This is a genomic window from Peribacillus sp. NPDC101480, assembly GCF_050277335.1.
Taxonomy (GTDB): domain Bacteria; phylum Bacillota; class Bacilli; order Bacillales; family DSM-1321; genus Peribacillus.
Map to the genome: position 1 here is coordinate 160,021 of NZ_JBNNSB010000003.1, position 17,270 is coordinate 177,290.

Here is a 17,270-nt window from a genome sequence, read left to right on the forward strand (position 1 = left end):
TGTTAGAGGGAGATTCGTATGGGTGAAATAGATTCATTATTAATGCAGCAAGAGTGGAGGATTATTGATCAATCTTCCGTCGGACCTCAGTTTCCTGCTCTGGAGTCCTTTGCGATGGATGATACATTTTGTGCTTCTGTAGGGTCAGGTGAATCAGCGGCCGTAGCCAGAGCGTGGGTACACCACCGAACCATCGTCATGGGTATACAGGATACGAAGTTGCCTTTTCTTAAAAAGGGTTTGGATCATTTAGAAGAACATGGCTTTCAGGCCATCGTGAGGAATTCCGGAGGGCTGGCAGTCGTGCTGGATGAGGGTGTCCTTAATTTGTCGCTCATTTTTCCTGAAAACGAGCGGAAAATTGAAATCAATCGTGGATATGATGCGATGTGGGAGCTTGTCCAATTGATGTTTTCCGATTTCCCAGTCACGATGGAAGCAAGGGAAATCGTCGGTTCCTATTGTCCTGGAAGTTATGATTTAAGTATAAATGGGCAAAAATTTGCCGGTATTTCCCAACGTAGGATCCGCAATGGCGTAGCGGTGCAAATCTATTTGTGTGTCAATGGAAGCGGAGCTGAACGTGCCAGTCTCGTGAAGGGTTTTTATGATGCAGCTAAAGGAAATGCAGCAACCAAATTCGTTTATCCTGATATCGTCCCTTCGGTGATGGCGTCCCTAACTGAATTGTTGGGTGTGCAATTGAGTGTTCAGGACGTGATGCTCAGATTCCTGCATGTATTGAAGGAACATAGCGAAAGGATATTCTCTGACACTCTTTCCGTTCAGGAATGGCCGATGTATGAGGCATACTTGACAAGAGTGGTGGAACGCAATGATAAAGTATTTGATGCATTAAAGGATTAAAATGAACGAAGCCGTTCCATTAAGTCAGGAACGGCTTCGTTCATTTAATACGACTTTAGCATTCACTGAAACTGTAAAAGGACTGGATGATAGGCGGCGGCGTCCAGGGAGATATTATTCCTTCTTTCTTGAAACAATGAAAAAAAGAGCCTTATTGGCTCCCTTTTTCGGATAAACGTGGGTGAAACGGCCTTTATCATGTGGTTGATCTATGTAACTTATCCCCACATTATCTTATTACTCGGCCATTTTTTCCAAATTGCCATTCCGGTCCATCTTGAATTTAGTTGCCGGACGTTCCTCTTCCTCTAACAATACCAGCTTTCTTGCTCGATTCATGATATTCATCAAAGTTTCATAATCTTCCTGCATCAAGCCGCTGTTTTGCTCTAGGTGGCTGATTTTATTCTCCAATTCTTCATTTCGCTTTTTCAGCCCTTTAATTTCAAGCTTCAATCTTTCATTTTCGGTTTTTAATACTTCGGCTTGGAGCATGCGGCCGTTCATAGATTCCAAATAGGCGATGACGGTATCAAGGCTCATGGCCGTTTCCAAGGTTACTGGTGTGTGCTGTGTCTTAGGAGCGAGGGCTTCTGCCACAACGAATTCCTCTGCTGCTTCATAATTGGTAATATCGACTTCGGATTTCAACTCTAGTTCCTCTTCTTGTACATGGGGAACCATTATGTCGGATATCGTTGGGGACGGCGGTGTATAAAGAAGTCGTTTTTTTCCTCCTTGATCTTTTCCAAGGATCCTTTGCCGCTGCTTACGCTGTTTCTTGGCAAGGGAAAGCGCTTTATCATAATTATGGCGGACAACTGCATTCCAGCGGAATCCGCATGCTGCAGAGGTGCGATTCAACTTATCTCCTACCTCTTCAAAAGCATTGAGCTGAGTGCTGCCTTCCCGCACATGGCGCAATACCGTTTCTGCCAAAAGCAAATCATCTTCTTCTGTCCAGGCGTCTTGACGAACCTTCATTTCTACATACTCCCTTTCTGGTAATTTTTAAAATAAATAACTATATAAAATATCGTGTGGCAGTGATTTATGGAGTGTTCTACTAGCATTTTGGACAAAATATGGATTTTTTATACAAAAAGGTTAAAAGGATACTAGTTTTTTGATTATTTACATGCTTTTCACATCATCCAGCCCTCTTGATATTCATAAGTAGAAACGGTAAAATACCCTTTAGTCGTATAAATGGATGAAAAATAGTTTGTCATGGAAAGGATGGTGACCGGAGGATGTCCAATGAATTCAGAGTGTGCGATGACTGCTTGGCGGTAAACATTAAAACGTTGATCCCGCGTCTTGAAAAGCTTGATCCCGACGCGAAAATTGAAGTGGGCTGTCAATCCTATTGCGGTCCTGGCAGAAAGAAGTCTTTTGCCTTTGTCAATAACCGTCCAGTTGCTGCACCGACAGAAGACGAGTTACTAGATAAAATCAATAAAAAACTAAAGTAGGATCCATGATATATAGTTAGAGTGGATTGTTTGCTTATGATAAATGAAACAAGTAATCATCACCCAGATTCGACACACTGCGGTGATTTTTTATTTCTTTAATTTCAAGACAAAATCGGACTGAAACTTCCGTTTTCTTACAAAATGACCCCTCTTACTAGCAAGGTGGAAGTTAGGGTTTTTTGTCAAAACACGCTATAATGAGTGCATCGAGATTACGAAAAAGAGGGTAGTTCATGGAATATTCCGGTGAAAAATTACAAGAAGAAAAAGTATTCAAGGACCCGGTGCACCGATATATACATGTTCGCGACCGGGTTATATGGGATTTAATAGGGACGAAGGAATTTCAGCGTCTTCGAAGGATCAAACAGCTGGGAACGACTTATTTAACCTTTCATGGTGCGGAACATAGTCGGCTTAGCCATTCGCTTGGAGTATACGAGATTGTTCGGAGAATCGTGGATGATGTTTTCGAGGGCAGACCCGAATGGAAACCTGAGGAACGGTTACTATCCTTGTGCGCAGCACTTCTGCATGATTTGGGTCATGGTCCTTTCTCTCATTCTTTTGAAAAAGTGTTTGACCTGGATCATGAGCAATTCACGAGGCAGATAATCCTCGGCGATACGGAAGTTAATAGGATCCTCCTTAGGGTTGGACGTGATTTTCCTAAGAAAGTGGCAGAAGTCATAGCGAAAACCTATAAAGGCAAATTAGTAGTCAGCCTGATTTCAAGTCAGATCGATGCTGATAGAATGGACTATTTACAGCGTGATGCTTACTTCACTGGCGTGAGTTATGGACATTTCGATATGGAAAGGCTTTTGCGTGTAATGAGGCCAAGGGAAGAACATGCCGTCATAAAACAAAGCGGGATGCATGCGGTTGAGGATTATATCATGAGTCGATACCAAATGTATTGGCAGGTTTATTTCCATCCAGTTACGAGAAGTGCGGAGGTCATACTTACCAAGATTCTACATAGAGCGAAACATTTATATGAATCCGGTTATGAGTTTGCACAAGAACCACACCATTTTTATTCATTGTTCAGGGGAGAAGTGACTTTAACGGACTACTTGAAAATGGATGAATCGGTGATGCTCTATTATTTCGAAGCATGGGAAGACGAAAACGATGCGATTTTAAAAGATTTATGCACTCGCTTCGTTAACCGTAAACTATTTAAATATGTGGAATTCCATCCATCGAACAGTCAAATGAACAGGTTGATGGAGTTAAGGACGCTATTCAAGAAGGCGGGCATTGATCCGGATTATTATCTCGTCGTCGATTCTTCATCAGATCTGCCGTATGATTTTTACCGGCCAGGTGAGGAAGAGGAGAGACTGCCGATTCACTTGCTGAAAAATAATGGCGAAATTCGTGAATTATCGCGTGAATCCGAAATTGTCGATGCAATTTCAGGGAAAAGAAGAACGGATCATAAGTTGTATTATCCTGCGGATTTATTGCGTGATGAATCTACGAAGAAAAATATAAAAAAACAGATTCGTAAGCTTCTGGAGCTATCGGATTAAAGTGGTACATTTTTGGTGAGGAGTGACGAGCCTTGTTTAAGGATCATGCAAACATTATCAATGCAATTTCTACTGCCGGTGAAATCTCGGGTCGGAAAAAATTACAAAAGATCGTTTATATCGCGAAGAAGCTGTCCTTCCCATTTCATGAAAAGTTTCAGTTTCACTTTTATGGACCGTATTCGGAGGAGTTGACCTTACGGATTGAAGAGCTCTGCGAAATGGGCTACTTGAATGAAGTGAGGGAAAAAAAAGCAGGCTATTATCAATATTGTTATTCGATAACGGATGCAGGCCGGGATTTCCTATCCATACAGGAAGTGGAGATGCCGGCGCTTGAGGCATGCTTACAGGATATGAACGAACAGAATGCCAGGTTTTTGGAGCTGGTTTCAACGGTATTATACTTCGACACGCTTGAAAAAGAGGAAGTCACCGAGAAAATTTTCACGCTGAAAAGCAAACAAAAATATACGCTTGAAGAAATTGATGAGGCATATGAATATATTGAGCAGCTAAAAACAAAAGCTAAGCCGAATTGATGGCTTAGCTTTTCCCCATTATGTAAAACTTATTGATCGCTTTTACGGACACCGGCTACTGCTAAATGATTTTTTGACATTTCTTCAATGAAAATCGTCACGGCTTCAGCTGGTGCTCCAGTTGTTTCCGTAACGGCTGCAGTCACCTTTTCGACTAAAGCCTTTTTTTGTTCGTCTGTACGGCCTTCAAGCATTTTGACTGTTACATATGGCATCTATTTTTCCCCCCTTCCTCTCTTATCTTGTAGTGTTTCACAATGGAAAGAGAAATGCAAGACACGGAAGTCAGAGTTTTTTCACTTCTTGCTCTTTTGATGTATACTAACGGTAATAAACAATGGGGGAGAAGCTATCGATGGAATTCTTTGATCAAATAGGAAGGTTTTTGGCTTATCCTTTGGAACAGCTTCCATATGTCATTGTGTCACTGTTAATCGCATTTACGGTTCATGAATTTTCCCATGCCTATGTGGCCTATAAGTTCGGTGACCCGACTGCAAAGAATGAAGGAAGAGTCACATTGAATCCGATTTCGCATTTGGATCCAATCGGAACTCTGTTGATATTGATAGCCGGATTTGGTTGGGCGAGACCCGTACCGGTTAATCGTTTTCATTTCAAGAATCCAAAATTGGCAGGGGTGCTCGTCTCTTTTGCCGGTCCGTTCAGTAATTTGCTTGTTGCAATTTTGGGGTACTTGATTTTTTATGGGTTGCTGGCGGCAGGCGTTGGACCTGATTTACCGTTCTTCGTTCAGCCATTCTTCGAGGTGCTCATCAACTTGAATATCCTTCTGTTTGTATTTAATCTGTTACCGCTGCCGCCGCTCGATGGTTATAGGATCGTACAGGATCTTGTTTCAGCTGACTTGCGGGCAAAAATGACCCAGTATGAACAATATGGCTCACTGATTTTTTTGATTCTGATCATCACACCGCTGAGCAAGTATACAATTGGCCCGATTTTGAACAATGTTGTACCATTGGTAGGCGACGTCCTGAGTCGGTTCTTTACACTTTTGCTTTTTTAAACGATAGGAAATGACAAACCATTAAGGGGGATATAAGCATGGATGAACAACCAAAGAAAAAGGTAGGCTTCAATATTATAAAAAACGACCCAACAGAAGGTCATGGCGGATATGGAGCAGGGGTATTAACGCTCGATAATATTTCCCCGGTCATCATCGATGTGGATGCAGGTGAAGCAGAGGTCGATATCGGCGCGATGCATGCAAGAAGTGCAGTGGAAAAAGGGATCAAGTTTTTAAAGACTAAAGAAGAGGTCCCGAATGCCAAACCTTACTGGCTTGTTTGGGTGACCATTGAAGCCACTCAAAATGGCCCGCACTATGCAGGTGTGACAGCATGTGAAATGATGGTTGACAGGTCAATTAGACGCGGTTACAAATCGCTCCCGGAGCATGTTAACCGGATGGATAAATCGCTAAAGCGAAAAATCATCGTCGAGGACATGGACGATAAATCGAAGCGTGTGCTTGCAGACTTCCTGAAAAATCATGATGCAGGAATGTGGGAGCGTTCTTCAGATCTGCTGAAGGAGTCATTGACGGTTTGAAACTCGATTAATGGGTGAAATGTTAAGTTTAGTGAAAAATGCACTTGTAGGAAAGCGATAAAATCAGTAAACTTAAAGACAGCAGTTTAGTCACTGTGGAACTAGGACAGAAAAACCCCCGAAGCCGATGCCGGCTTCGGGGGTTTTTCGTTATCCCCAAGGTTTTAAGACTTTTTTGTACCATGGGGCCTTTTTATGTTCTTCTTCTTTTGGGGCATGTTTCGGATTCTCGCCCTTAAAGTGCTCGGCACAGTATTCGACAGGTTCGGTCCCTTTAACATAATAAGTCAATCTTGATGCAGGACAGTCCTTTGTGGCCAATTTTCCGCTAACGGGGTTCACGTTTACCCCGATTACGTTTTTGGTTTCCTTAAACGATTTTGCCGGTTTTCCTTGCAGGCCCCTTTCCATATAGGAAGCCCAGATTTTCTTTGCATAGCCTTTTTCAGCAGGGATCTCGATTTTTTTGCCTTGATCATATCCAGTCCATACCCCTGCTACAAGCTCCGGTGTGTATCCGATCATCCAGCTATCAGTCGGAGTGGAGCCTGATTTGCCGGCATATGGGCGGGACAGCTGGGAACTGATGGTGCTGCCGGTCACTTTCGTATAGCCATTTAAGGTTTCATCGAAAACCCCTGTAAGCATCTGGGTCATGACAAATGCCTTATCCTCATCCAAAATCTGTTCCGGTTTATCATTTTCATCAAAAATCACTTCACCTTTTTGATTTTCAACCTTTTTGATAAACACGGGTTCAACCTTCTTGCCGCCGTTAGCCAGAATGCTGTATGCGTTCACCATTTCAATCGCCCTTACACCTGACGTACCGAGTGCCAGGGAAGGAACCGCATCCATCTTTGCCGTGATGCCGAAACGGTGCGCGGTATCGACCAATGTCTGTTCCCCAAGGAACAAGTGCGTTTTTACGGCGAAGATATTATCGGAAAGAGCAATGGCCTGAGCCATCGTGATTTCGCCCTCCGCATATTGATGGTTGTAATTATGCGGTGTGTAAGATGAGTGACCATCATCGAAAGAAAATGTAGTTGTCTCGCTTTTTAAGGTGGTGGACGGTGTGAAACCATTCTCCAGAGCTGAATAGTATAGCAAGGGCTTCATGGTTGAACCAGGCTGGCGAACGGCCTGTGTTGCCCGATTGAATGGCGACTCGGAGTAATCTTTCCCTCCTACCAGCGCACGGACCTCCCCTGTATCCGGATCCATTGCCACTATCGAGGCTTGAATGCCTGATGACTTGGGTATGGTATTGGAAAGAACTTCTTCGGCAGCGTCCTGCTGGGTTTCGTCCAGTGTTGTATAGACCTTAAGCCCGCCAAGCTCGATCGTCCTGTCATCTAAATGAAGCTGAGTTTTTAAAGCCTGCTTGACGGCATCCTGGAAATAGGGAGCGGTCTTCTTGGTGACCGTTCCGTGTTCCCCTTTTAATGTAAGGGATGTTCGCAGCGCTTCCGCGATATCCTTTTCTGAAACGTAGTTTTTGCTTTTCATGGATTGCAGGACGATTCTCTGCCTTGATTTGGCTTTTTCAAAGTTATCCAATGGAGAATAGTTTGACGGCCCTTTTGGTATTCCGGCCAGCATGCTCGCTTCAGGAAGAGTCAAATCCTTGGCATCCTTGCCAAAGTAATATTGGCTTGCAGCTTGAGCTCCATAGGCACCATGGCCATAGTAAATCGTATTTAAATAGCCTTCTAGAATTTCCTTTTTGGAGTAGTTCATTTCTAAACGTATCGTATAAAAGGCCTCATTAAATTTACGCGACCACGTTTTGTCATGCCCAAGAAACAGGTTCCTGGCATACTGCTGGGTAATGGTGCTCGCACCCTGGACTTTGGACATTGCCTTAATATCAGCAAGGATGGCTCCGCCGATACGCTTTATATCAAATCCATTATGTGTGTAAAATTGACGGTCCTCAACGGCTACAGTCGCTTTGATGAGCTCTGGTGAAATCGACTCCATTCCGGCCCAATAACGTTTCTGGCCATTATCGGTTTCACCGATCACATTTCCATTATCACTATAATAGAGAGTGGACTGTGGCACGACCAAAGGAGGCGGACCTAATATTTTTGCATAAATCAGTAAAGAGAGAAGCAATACAAAGAGTATTGTGAGCCCGATTGTGGCAAGGATAATGAAGGCCCGTACATATTTAGTTGTCCTTTTAAATCGTTCGCTTGGAATCAATTCCATTGCTTTCACCTCTCTTATCACGTAAGAATCTAGTATCTATTACTATTATGGAAAAAAAAGAAAATTTTAAACATAAGAACTGCATTTAAGAAATTTATCTTGCAATTCTGCTAGATTCGTCTATAATTTTTCTAGCTAATGACTATACCGATTTTGGGGAACCTATAAGGTGACTGACAATATGAAATGGAAAAGGAGCGTTAATAAATGAGCATTTGGTTTACTGAAAAACAAACAGAGAATTTTGGTATTACGATGAAAGTGAATCGTACTTTACATACGGAGCAAACTGAGTTTCAAAAGCTGGATATGATTGAAACGGAAGAGTGGGGCAATATGCTGTTGCTGGATGACATGGTAATGACTTCACAGCGTGATGAATTCGTGTACCATGAAATGGTAGCCCATGTTCCTTTATTTACCCATCCTAATCCAGAAAACGTTTTGGTTGTAGGAGGAGGGGACGGAGGAGTTATCCGTGAAATCCTAAAACACCCAAGCGTAAAAAAAGCTACATTGGTGGATATCGATGGGAAAGTTATCGAATACTCAAAGAAATTCCTGCCTGAAATCGCAGGCATGCTTGAAGATCCGCGTGTAGACGTACAAGTTGGGGATGGCTTCATGCACATCGCCAAAAGTGAAAATGAATATGACGTGATCATGGTTGACTCGACTGAACCAGTCGGACCTGCTGTCAATTTATTCACTAAAGGTTTTTATGCCGGGATTTCCAAGGCTTTGAAAGAAGACGGGATTTTTGTGGCACAATCCGACAATCCTTGGTTTAAAGCGGACTTAATTCGTGATGTACAACGTGATGTAAAAGAAATATTTCCAATCACCAGCTTGTATTTAGCGAATATCCCGACGTACCCAAGCGGCCTTTGGGCGTTCACGATCGGATCGAAAAAATATAATCCATTAGAAGTGACTGAAGATCGTTTCCATGAATTAGAAACGAAATATTATACAAAAGAACTTCATAAAGCAGCTTTCGTTCTGCCTAAATTCGTTCAAGATTTAGTGAAATAAGGGAGGCATGGAGCATGAAATTCGATGAAGCCTATTCAGGCAATGTATTCATTAAAAGCCATCCTGTTTTTGAGGAATCGGAAGCTGTGCTATACGGCATGCCGATGGACTGGACGGTAAGCTTCCGTCCGGGTTCCCGCTTCGGCCCTACCCGAATTCGTGAAGTTTCGATTGGTTTGGAAGAGTACAGCCCGTATTTAGATCGTGAATTAGAAGAAGTTAAATTCTTTGATGCCGGGGATATACCATTACCATTCGGCAATCCGCAGCGCAGTATCGATATGATTGAAAAATATGTCGACAGCTTGTTGGATGCAGGTAAGTTCCCAATAGGTATGGGCGGGGAACATCTTGTAACATGGCCTGTCATCAAAGCCATGTTCAAAAAGTATCCCGATATGGCCATCATCCATATGGATGCCCATACAGATTTACGTGAGGATTATGAAGGAGAGCCGCTTTCCCATGCGTCCATCATCCGTAAATCCGCAGAACTTATCGGCCCGAAAAATGTATACTCTTTCGGCATTCGTTCCGGTTTGAAGGAAGAATTCCAATGGGCGAAAGAAAATGGCATGCACATCTCTAAATTTGAAGTTCTTGAACCTCTGAAAGAAGTACTGCCGCAGTTAGCTGGCCGTCCTGTATATGTGACGATCGACATCGATGTTCTTGATCCTGCGCACGCGCCGGGAACAGGCACCGTAGATTGTGGAGGCATCACCTCCAAAGAGCTTTTAGCTTCGATTCATGAGATAGCACGGTCTGAAATTAATGTAGTCGGCTGCGATTTAGTAGAAGTGGCACCGATTTATGATCCATCCGAGCAAACTGCGAACACTGCGAGTAAGCTGATTCGCGAAATGATTTTAGGTTGGGTTCAAAAAGGTTAATTGATGTAAGACTTGACTTGACTGTTCCTGTTTTTTGGCGGGAATGGTCTTTTTTTATCCATTCAGGGAAAGAATTTTACATTTGATGGACTCTATTTGAATAATTCCGCCCCGATGAGTCATTATTGTGTTAAATTCAAATGAATTGCAACAACATGATTTCGAAAGTTTATCCTCACTTTTTTTGATTTACACTTTATTTTCCGCTCCAAGTTGAAACTTCCTTGAAGAATATTTATACTTATAAAGTTAAGAACGACATGATGAAGGAAGTGTAGCTTTGACTCTTCATGATATAGATAAGCAAGCGATTAAAGTGACTTTACAGACAAAAATCAAGCACGGCTCAGAAACGGAAACGTATGAGCTGGTCACATTTGGTACAAAAATGTATAAAGGTGCAGATTTATATTTGCAATATAAAGAGGAAAATGAAGCCGGTCAAATACAAACGACCATCAAGCACAAACTGGATGAAACGATCCTGCTTAGAAATGGTGCCATTAAAATGAGGCAGCTTTTCCGCCTGAAGGAAGCGACAAATGGACATTACGAAAGTATATATGGCAGGTTAGGGTTACGGACGACAGCGAAGAAGATACATCATCAATGGGATGAGCAGACCAAACAAGGGAAACTCGTCCTTAAATATACGTTACATATGCAGGGAAGCGAACCCGGTCAATATGAGATGACGATTTCCTACAAGGAGGAAGCATAGCGAATGAATATAGTAAAAGAGGTACAGGAAAAACTGAAAGAAGAGATTAAAGCGGCAGTCATTAAAGCTGGTTTAGCAACGGAAGAGCAGATTCCAAATGTTGTATTGGAGCTGCCAAGAGATAAGACACATGGAGATTATTCCACGAATATGGCCATGCAATTAACGAAGATTGCAAGGAAAGCACCAAAGATGATAGCAGAGGCAATCATCGAAAACTTTGACAACTCAAAAGCATCCATCGAAAAAATTGAAATTGCAGGACCAGGTTTCATCAACTTCTACATGAATAATGCCTATTTGACAGAATTGGTTCCGGTCATTTTGAAAGTGGATGAAGCATATGGGGAAAGTGATTTTGGAAAAGGGGAAAAAATCCAAGTGGAGTTCGTTTCCGCGAATCCAACCGGTGATCTCCATCTTGGTCATGCACGTGGTGCAGCAGTAGGTGATACGCTATGTAATATCCTCTCTAAAGCAGGTTACGATGTTTCACGTGAATACTATATCAATGATGCAGGAAACCAAATCAATAATTTGGCCATTTCCATAGAAGCCCGCTATTTCCAGGCACTTGGCCTCGAAAAGGATATGCCTGAGGGCGGTTATCATGGCGAAGATATCATTGGCATCGGTAAGACGCTTGCAAGTGAATATGGGGATAAATATGTAAATGCCGATGAGAAGGAACGTTTTGAATTTTTCCGTGAGTACGGCTTGAAATATGAAATGGAAAAACTGAAAACGGACTTGGGTAATTTCCGTGTCGGTTTTGATGTATGGTACTCCGAAACATCCCTCTATCAAGACGGTAAAATTGATGAAGCACTTAAAGTGTTGAGGGAAAGGGGCCATGTTTACGAGGAAGATGGTGCCACATGGTTCCGCTCTACGGAATTAGGCGATGATAAAGACCGGGTGCTTATTAAACAGGATGGGTCTTACACATATCTGACACCGGATATTGCTTATCACCGTAATAAATTGGAACGTGGCTTTGAAACACTGATCAATATCTGGGGTGCAGATCACCACGGCTATATCCCGCGTATGAAAGCGGCTATCGAAGCATTAGGGTACAATCGCGAGCAGCTTGAAGTCGAAATCATCCAGCTTGTACACCTGTACAAGGATGGCGAGAAAATGAAGATGAGCAAGCGTACAGGTAAAGCAGTTACGATGCGTGACCTTATTGATGAAGTAGGTCTGGATGCAACACGGTATTTCTTTGCGATGAGAAGTGCGGATACTCATATGGACTTCGACTTGGATCTTGCGGTCTCACAATCCAATGAAAACCCGGTTTATTATGCACAGTATGCCCACGCCCGTATTTCCAGCATTTTGCGCCAAGGTGTGGAACAAGGGATCAGCTATGAAGGAGTAACTGATTTCTCTGCCCTATCTACTGAAAAAGAAGTGGAACTTTTGAAGAAATTAGGAGAATTCCCGCAGGCTATAGCGGAAGCAGCTGAAAAAAGGATGCCTCACCGCATGACGAATTATATATATGACCTGGCTTCTACATTCCACAGTTTCTATAATGCAGATAAGGTTCTGGATGTTGAAGAGATGGAAAGAAGTAAGGCACGTCTAGGACTGGTCAAATCCGTCCAAATTACTTTAAAGAATGCATTGGCCATCATCGGGGTTTCGGCACCGGAAAAAATGTAATGGAAAAAGCGGCTGTTTCTTGCGAAACAGCCGCTTTTTTTTTAGGTTAATTAACACTCGACGGCACCGCCGCTCACCCTTTTTACACCACGAACCTTAGCTATATCTTCAATCAGCTGCAGCATCGCCCGGTCCTTCATCTTGGCCTCGATCATGAAATCAACGTCCTGTCCAAGATCCTTAAGCACTTTAAAGAGGGGCATGATGAACTCCAAATCGATATAATCTGCATGTGAGCGAAATTCACCTGCCGATTTTGGGGAGGAAATATGAATCTTTGGTACCGCCCCTGCCTGACTCCAAGTGGTGAACACCTCGGTGAGCAGCTCGTTAAGCGGCTCATCTGAAAGGTTTGCGAGATGATGGTGGTAATCGAATACAAGTGGGATGCCCTCCCTCTTACATACACCCAGGGTTTCAGATGCTGTATAGGTTTTATCATCATTCTCCAAAGTCATTCTTTCCTTGACGTGCATAGGCAGCGATTTAAGGTTGTCATGAACCCTTACAAGGGCGGACTCTTTATCACCATAAGCTCCACCGACATGGATATTGATGAAAGAGGTGTCCGCTATGCCCATTGCATCAAGCATTTTATAATGGAACTCCATATCTTTTACGGCATTTTGTGTAATCTCGGGTTTTGGGCTGGTAAATAGCGTAAACTGATTCGGATGAAAGCTGAGCCTCATCTTGTGTGCAGTGGCCCAATCGCCAAGCTGTTTCCACTCTTTTTTAAAAGGAGTAACGAAATCCCATTCTATTTCGGGATGTGTGGCTAAAGGAACAATGGAACTGGACATCCGGTATATTTCAATTTGGTGTGCCGTGTTATATTGAAGGACCCTTAAGGTATTTTCAATGTTCTGCCTGGTCACATCCAGGAGTTTTTCCTTTCCTTTTTCTGGGCCAAGTGTGCTATATCTCTTGAAAGTAAGTGTCTTAGCCGGAGAAGCTTCCCATAAACAGGTGGCATTGGATACGAATCCAAATCTAATTTTCATTATATTTTTTCTCCTTGAGCAACAGGTTGTCAAAGAAAAGGAGAAAGGATGGAAGCCAGCGATTCTTTTGCAGAACGGACTACATTCATGCTGGAAAGCTCTTCCCCGTTTAGCGGCTTGGATTCGGCCAGGTCCACTGCCAATTCCTTTTCTACACCTTTTATAAATGTCCGGTCAAATATGAGGCAGTTTATTTCACTATTTAAAAAACAACTGCGTTTATCAAAATTAGCCGTACCGATATCACACATTATATCATCGATCAGTATCACTTTAGAATGGTAGAACCCTCTTTGAAATTGCATGATTTCAGCCCCGTCTTTTATTAGTACCCGGAAATAGGGAAAAGAAGCTTCCTTGACAAGGGAGTGGTCTGAAATTTCAGGTACGATGACCGTAACGGAAACATTGCGTGCAAGTGCTTCCCTTAATTCTTGAAATAAAGTTTCACTGGGAATGAAGTATGGAGTCCCGATAATGATTTTCTTAGTGGCTTGACGAATCATGTGTGTCAGTGACTGTTCAAGATCACTGCCATTCGTGACGAAAACCTGATGTGCCTGCGTCCCGGGAGTCAATGTCGGGAAATAGGCAGGTGCTCCTCTGTAATCCTCATTTGTATCATAGAACCAATCCGAAAGAAAGACTTCCTGAAGGTCCTTTACACCCTCACCGGTCATTTTTAAATGGTAATCTCTCCATGGGTTCAGCTTCTCCCCCTGGTTTATATACTCCTTACCGATATTAAAGCCGCCAAGATAGCCAATTTTTCCGTCTATCACCGTAATCTTACGGTGGTTTCTTTTTTGTATTGTATAGAAAAGGAAGGGGAGCTTCGGTTTAAAGCTGAAAGAAAAATGAACACCGCTTTCAGTCAGCTCCTGAATGGTTTGACGGGACATCTTTTTACTTCCTATCCAATCGACTAAAAGCCGCACTTCCACGCCCGCTTCCGCTTTTGACTGCAGTAACTTCAAAAAGTCCTTGCTGAATTTATCATTTTTTACTATATAAAAAAGGATATGGATGGAATCCTGAGCTTGCCTGACTTCCTCAATATAATCTTCAAACAGGATTTTCCCTGATGTGAATACAGTCATTTCGCTTTTCCGAGGCGGATATTTAATGTTGGTTGTGTGCTTCAAATAACGCTTATGCCCTACCTTAAGATCAACCCAGCACCAAGAGAAGATCAATAAAAATATAGAGGCAATCGTAGTGATTATCTTCAAAAAAAATCCCCCCTAAATGATTATATTTAGTTTGGCTCTAATTCCCTGTCAGTAACCATTAAAAAGCGGAGAAAGGGTCCTCATTTTTTCAGAATGAAGAAGGGTAATACACAGAATTGTCGAATTATATAATCAAGTAACCGAAAAATTAAATTGATTTAGAAAGAAAAAAGTTGACTGAATGCTCATTCATTATATAATGGAGTTAATCAAATTTCAGAAAAATGCCAAATTTCCCATAATGGTTCCTGGCATTTTACAAATTACTAAAGAGGGGGAAAGACTGCATGGAAATGAATGGCCTACTGTGGATCAACTTAGTTGCATTCCTGCTTGTAACCGCTTACGCCGCCGGTTTATTTGTCTATTTGATAAAGACTCGTATAGCTTATATAAAACTTGGCAAAAAAGTGGAATTCGATAACCGTGTGAAGGATCGTCTTGTTAAAATTGGGGTTTATGTATTTGGACAGAAGAAGCTCTTTAAAGATAAAAAGAGCGGGATCATTCATGCCTTGTTATTTTATGGTTTCATCTTAGTGCAATTTGGCGCACTTGACTTTTTCGTTAAAGGCTTAAGACCGGGGTGGCATTTACCGTTTGGCCCTGTTTATCCGGCCTTTACTTTCTTCCAGGAAATTGTGACGCTTACCGTTCTTGTTGCAATCCTATGGGCGGCATACCGTCGTTATGTCGAAAAGCTCGTTCGCTTGAAAAGGGATTTCAAAGCAGGCCTGGTTGTCATCTTCATTACCGGAATCATGATTACCGTATTGCTGGGGAATGGAATGGGAATGATCTGGCATGGACACGATGCAACTTGGTCGGAGCCAGTCGCATCAAGCATCGCTTTCCTATTCGGCTGGATGGGGACAACAGCGGCGACCGTCGTTTTTTATGTAGCTTGGTGGCTGCATTTACTGATCATATTATCTTTCCTTGTTTATATCCCGCAATCTAAGCACGCTCACTTGATTGCCGGTCCGGTAAATGTATTCCTGAATCGCCTGGACAATCCCGGGAAATTGAAACCGGTAGATTTGGAAGAAGAGATTCTCGACAAAGAAGGAAATCAATATTATGGTGCCAAATATATCGAAGACTTGACGCAATATCAAATGGTGGACCTCTATGCCTGTGTGGAGTGCGGACGCTGTACGAATATGTGCCCTGCTACAGGTACCGGTAAAATGCTGTCACCGATGGATATCATAATCAAGATGCGTGACCATTTAACAAATACAGGCGCTGCCGTTACTACGAAGCAGCCATGGGTGCCATCTTTTGTTTTTGGGAATACGAAAGGAAATAAGATCGCTTTGGCTGGTGCCGCGCAGGGGGCGCAGGAATCAGCTGCAGCAACAGAAGCTTACAGTCCGAGCCTGATTGGCGAAGTCATTACGGAAGAAGAACTTTGGGCTTGTACCACATGCCGGAACTGTGAAGATCAATGCCCGGTAATGAATGAACATGTTGACAAAATCATCGATATGCGCCGTTATCTAGTGTTGACGGAAGGCAGACTTGATCCTGATGCGCAACGTGCCATGACGAATATTGAGCGTCAAGGGAACCCGTGGGGACTGAATCGTAAAGAGAGAGAAGATTGGCGAAGCCTTCGGGAAGATGTCAGCGTCCCAACCGTAAAGGAATTAAAAAAGGCAGACGAAGAATTCGAGTATTTATTTTGGGTGGGTTCAATGGGGTCGTATGATAACCGGAGCCAGAAGATTGCCCTTTCCTTTGCTAAATTGTTGAATGAAGCAGGCGTTAAATTTGCAATTCTCGGAAATAAGGAGAAAAACTCAGGGGATACTCCGCGTCGATTGGGTAATGAGTTTGTTTTCCAGGAGCTTGCAATGAAAAATATAGAAGAATTCCAGAAGAATGAAATCAGGAAAATCGTTACCATCGATCCGCATGCATACAATATCTTTAAGAATGAGTATCCGGATTTTGGCTTGGAAGCTGAAGTGTATCACCATACTGAATTGTTAGCCAAACTTGTCAGTGAAGGCAGGTTGGTCCCTCAGTATCCTGTTAATGAGACGATTACATTCCACGACTCCTGTTACTTGGGAAGGTACAATGAAGTTTACAGCCCGCCGCGTGAAATCTTGCAATCCATTGCTGGTGTGAAACTTATTGAAATGGAGCGTAACCGTGAAAAGGGTATGTGCTGTGGAGCAGGAGGCGGTTTGATGTGGATGGAAGAGGAAACAGGAAATCGCATTAATGTGGCCCGTACCGAACAAGCTTTGGCCGTCAGTCCAACAGTGATCAGTTCAGGATGTCCTTATTGCCTGACCATGCTATCCGATGGGACGAAAGCAAAAGAGGTTGAGGAAAATGTTAAAACGTATGATGTAGCAGAACTGCTCGAAAAAGCGGTCATTGGTGAAAACAAATCGATTGCCTCTTAATTTAAATTGAATTGCCTGCTTCTTTTATAAAAGATGAAACAAAAGGGAGCAGGCAATTTTTT

At 42.7% G+C, this 17,270-nt stretch carries 15 protein-coding genes and 2 pseudogenes; 11 read left to right on the forward strand and 6 right to left on the reverse strand.

What is annotated here, in order from left to right:
- Positions 1–18 precede the first annotated feature (18 nt).
- Positions 19–867, forward strand: coding sequence for a lipoate--protein ligase family protein (locus tag ACQKMF_RS12055; RefSeq protein WP_402943277.1), 849 nt, complete (start codon positions 19–21; stop codon positions 865–867).
- A gap of 237 nt (positions 868–1,104) precedes the next feature.
- Here the strand turns inward: ACQKMF_RS12055 and ACQKMF_RS12060 are convergent.
- Both ACQKMF_RS12060 and ACQKMF_RS12065 read right to left on the reverse strand, forming a co-directional pair.
- Positions 1,105–1,404 (reverse strand): annotated as a pseudogene (locus ACQKMF_RS12060) (hypothetical protein); the annotation flags it as partial.
- Positions 1,405–1,571: 167 nt separating this feature from the next.
- Positions 1,572–1,851, reverse strand: a pseudogene (locus tag ACQKMF_RS12065) (RsfA family transcriptional regulator); the annotation flags it as partial.
- Between the two features lie 269 nt (positions 1,852–2,120).
- On the opposite strand from ACQKMF_RS12065, the gene ACQKMF_RS12070 reads away from it, so the two are divergent.
- From ACQKMF_RS12070 to ACQKMF_RS12080, 3 genes are all read left to right on the forward strand, one after another.
- Positions 2,121–2,342, forward strand: a complete 222-nt coding sequence (locus ACQKMF_RS12070) for a DUF1450 domain-containing protein (protein ID WP_048683566.1) — start codon at positions 2,121–2,123, stop codon at positions 2,340–2,342.
- Between the two features lie 236 nt (positions 2,343–2,578).
- Complete coding sequence (locus ACQKMF_RS12075; RefSeq protein WP_101223869.1) at positions 2,579–3,886, forward strand: HD domain-containing protein; 1,308 nt, start codon at positions 2,579–2,581, stop codon at positions 3,884–3,886.
- 32 nt (positions 3,887–3,918) lie between these two features.
- Positions 3,919–4,428 (forward strand): YwgA family protein, encoded by a 510-nt coding sequence (locus ACQKMF_RS12080; RefSeq protein WP_098185024.1) that lies wholly within the window; start codon positions 3,919–3,921, stop codon positions 4,426–4,428.
- Between the two features lie 29 nt (positions 4,429–4,457).
- Here ACQKMF_RS12080 and ACQKMF_RS12085 read toward each other — a convergent pair whose 3' ends face one another.
- The gene (locus ACQKMF_RS12085; protein ID WP_061465772.1) at positions 4,458–4,643 is read right to left on the reverse strand and encodes a 2-hydroxymuconate tautomerase; all 186 of its coding nucleotides are present in this window, start codon (positions 4,641–4,643) and stop codon (positions 4,458–4,460) included.
- A 140-nt stretch (positions 4,644–4,783) separates the two neighbouring features.
- On the opposite strand from ACQKMF_RS12085, the gene ACQKMF_RS12090 reads away from it, so the two are divergent.
- Both ACQKMF_RS12090 and ACQKMF_RS12095 read left to right on the forward strand, forming a co-directional pair.
- On the forward strand, positions 4,784–5,458 hold the full coding sequence (locus ACQKMF_RS12090; protein ID WP_230176100.1) for a site-2 protease family protein: 675 nt from the start codon (positions 4,784–4,786) through the stop codon (positions 5,456–5,458).
- 38 nt (positions 5,459–5,496) lie between these two features.
- Positions 5,497–6,006, forward strand: a complete 510-nt coding sequence (locus tag ACQKMF_RS12095; RefSeq protein ID WP_230176101.1) for a YwhD family protein — start codon at positions 5,497–5,499, stop codon at positions 6,004–6,006.
- Between the two features lie 150 nt (positions 6,007–6,156).
- Here ACQKMF_RS12095 and ACQKMF_RS12100 read toward each other — a convergent pair whose 3' ends face one another.
- The gene (locus ACQKMF_RS12100) at positions 6,157–8,226 is read right to left on the reverse strand and encodes a transglycosylase domain-containing protein (RefSeq protein WP_402943283.1); all 2,070 of its coding nucleotides are present in this window, start codon (positions 8,224–8,226) and stop codon (positions 6,157–6,159) included.
- 207 nt (positions 8,227–8,433) lie between these two features.
- Here ACQKMF_RS12100 and speE point away from each other — a divergent pair, with 207 nt between their 5' ends.
- From speE to argS, 4 genes are all read left to right on the forward strand, one after another.
- Positions 8,434–9,261, forward strand: coding sequence for a spermidine synthase (gene speE, locus ACQKMF_RS12105; protein ID WP_101223866.1), 828 nt, complete (start codon positions 8,434–8,436; stop codon positions 9,259–9,261).
- Between the two features lie 14 nt (positions 9,262–9,275).
- Positions 9,276–10,154: an agmatinase gene (speB, locus tag ACQKMF_RS12110; RefSeq protein ID WP_101223865.1), complete on the forward strand. Its 879-nt coding sequence runs from the start codon at positions 9,276–9,278 to the stop codon at positions 10,152–10,154.
- A gap of 280 nt (positions 10,155–10,434) precedes the next feature.
- Positions 10,435–10,875 carry a DUF1934 domain-containing protein gene (locus ACQKMF_RS12115; RefSeq protein WP_402943286.1) on the forward strand — a complete coding sequence of 147 codons (441 nt, stop codon included), beginning with the start codon at positions 10,435–10,437 and terminating at the stop codon, positions 10,873–10,875.
- Positions 10,876–10,878: 3 nt separating this feature from the next.
- Complete coding sequence (argS, locus tag ACQKMF_RS12120; protein WP_101223863.1) at positions 10,879–12,549, forward strand: arginine--tRNA ligase; 1,671 nt, start codon at positions 10,879–10,881, stop codon at positions 12,547–12,549.
- A gap of 50 nt (positions 12,550–12,599) precedes the next feature.
- Here the strand turns inward: argS and uvsE are convergent, their stop codons facing one another.
- Together uvsE and cls are read right to left on the reverse strand one after the other, a co-directional pair.
- Positions 12,600–13,553, reverse strand: coding sequence for a UV DNA damage repair endonuclease UvsE (gene uvsE / locus ACQKMF_RS12125; protein ID WP_101223862.1), 954 nt, complete (start codon positions 13,551–13,553; stop codon positions 12,600–12,602).
- A 29-nt stretch (positions 13,554–13,582) separates the two neighbouring features.
- Positions 13,583–14,785: a cardiolipin synthase gene (cls, locus tag ACQKMF_RS12130; RefSeq protein WP_427573393.1), complete on the reverse strand. Its 1,203-nt coding sequence runs from the start codon at positions 14,783–14,785 to the stop codon at positions 13,583–13,585.
- A 293-nt stretch (positions 14,786–15,078) separates the two neighbouring features.
- Between cls and ACQKMF_RS12135 the strand changes: the two genes are divergently transcribed.
- Complete coding sequence (locus ACQKMF_RS12135) at positions 15,079–17,208, forward strand: heterodisulfide reductase-related iron-sulfur binding cluster (protein ID WP_230176264.1); 2,130 nt, start codon at positions 15,079–15,081, stop codon at positions 17,206–17,208.
- Positions 17,209–17,270 lie beyond the last annotated feature (62 nt).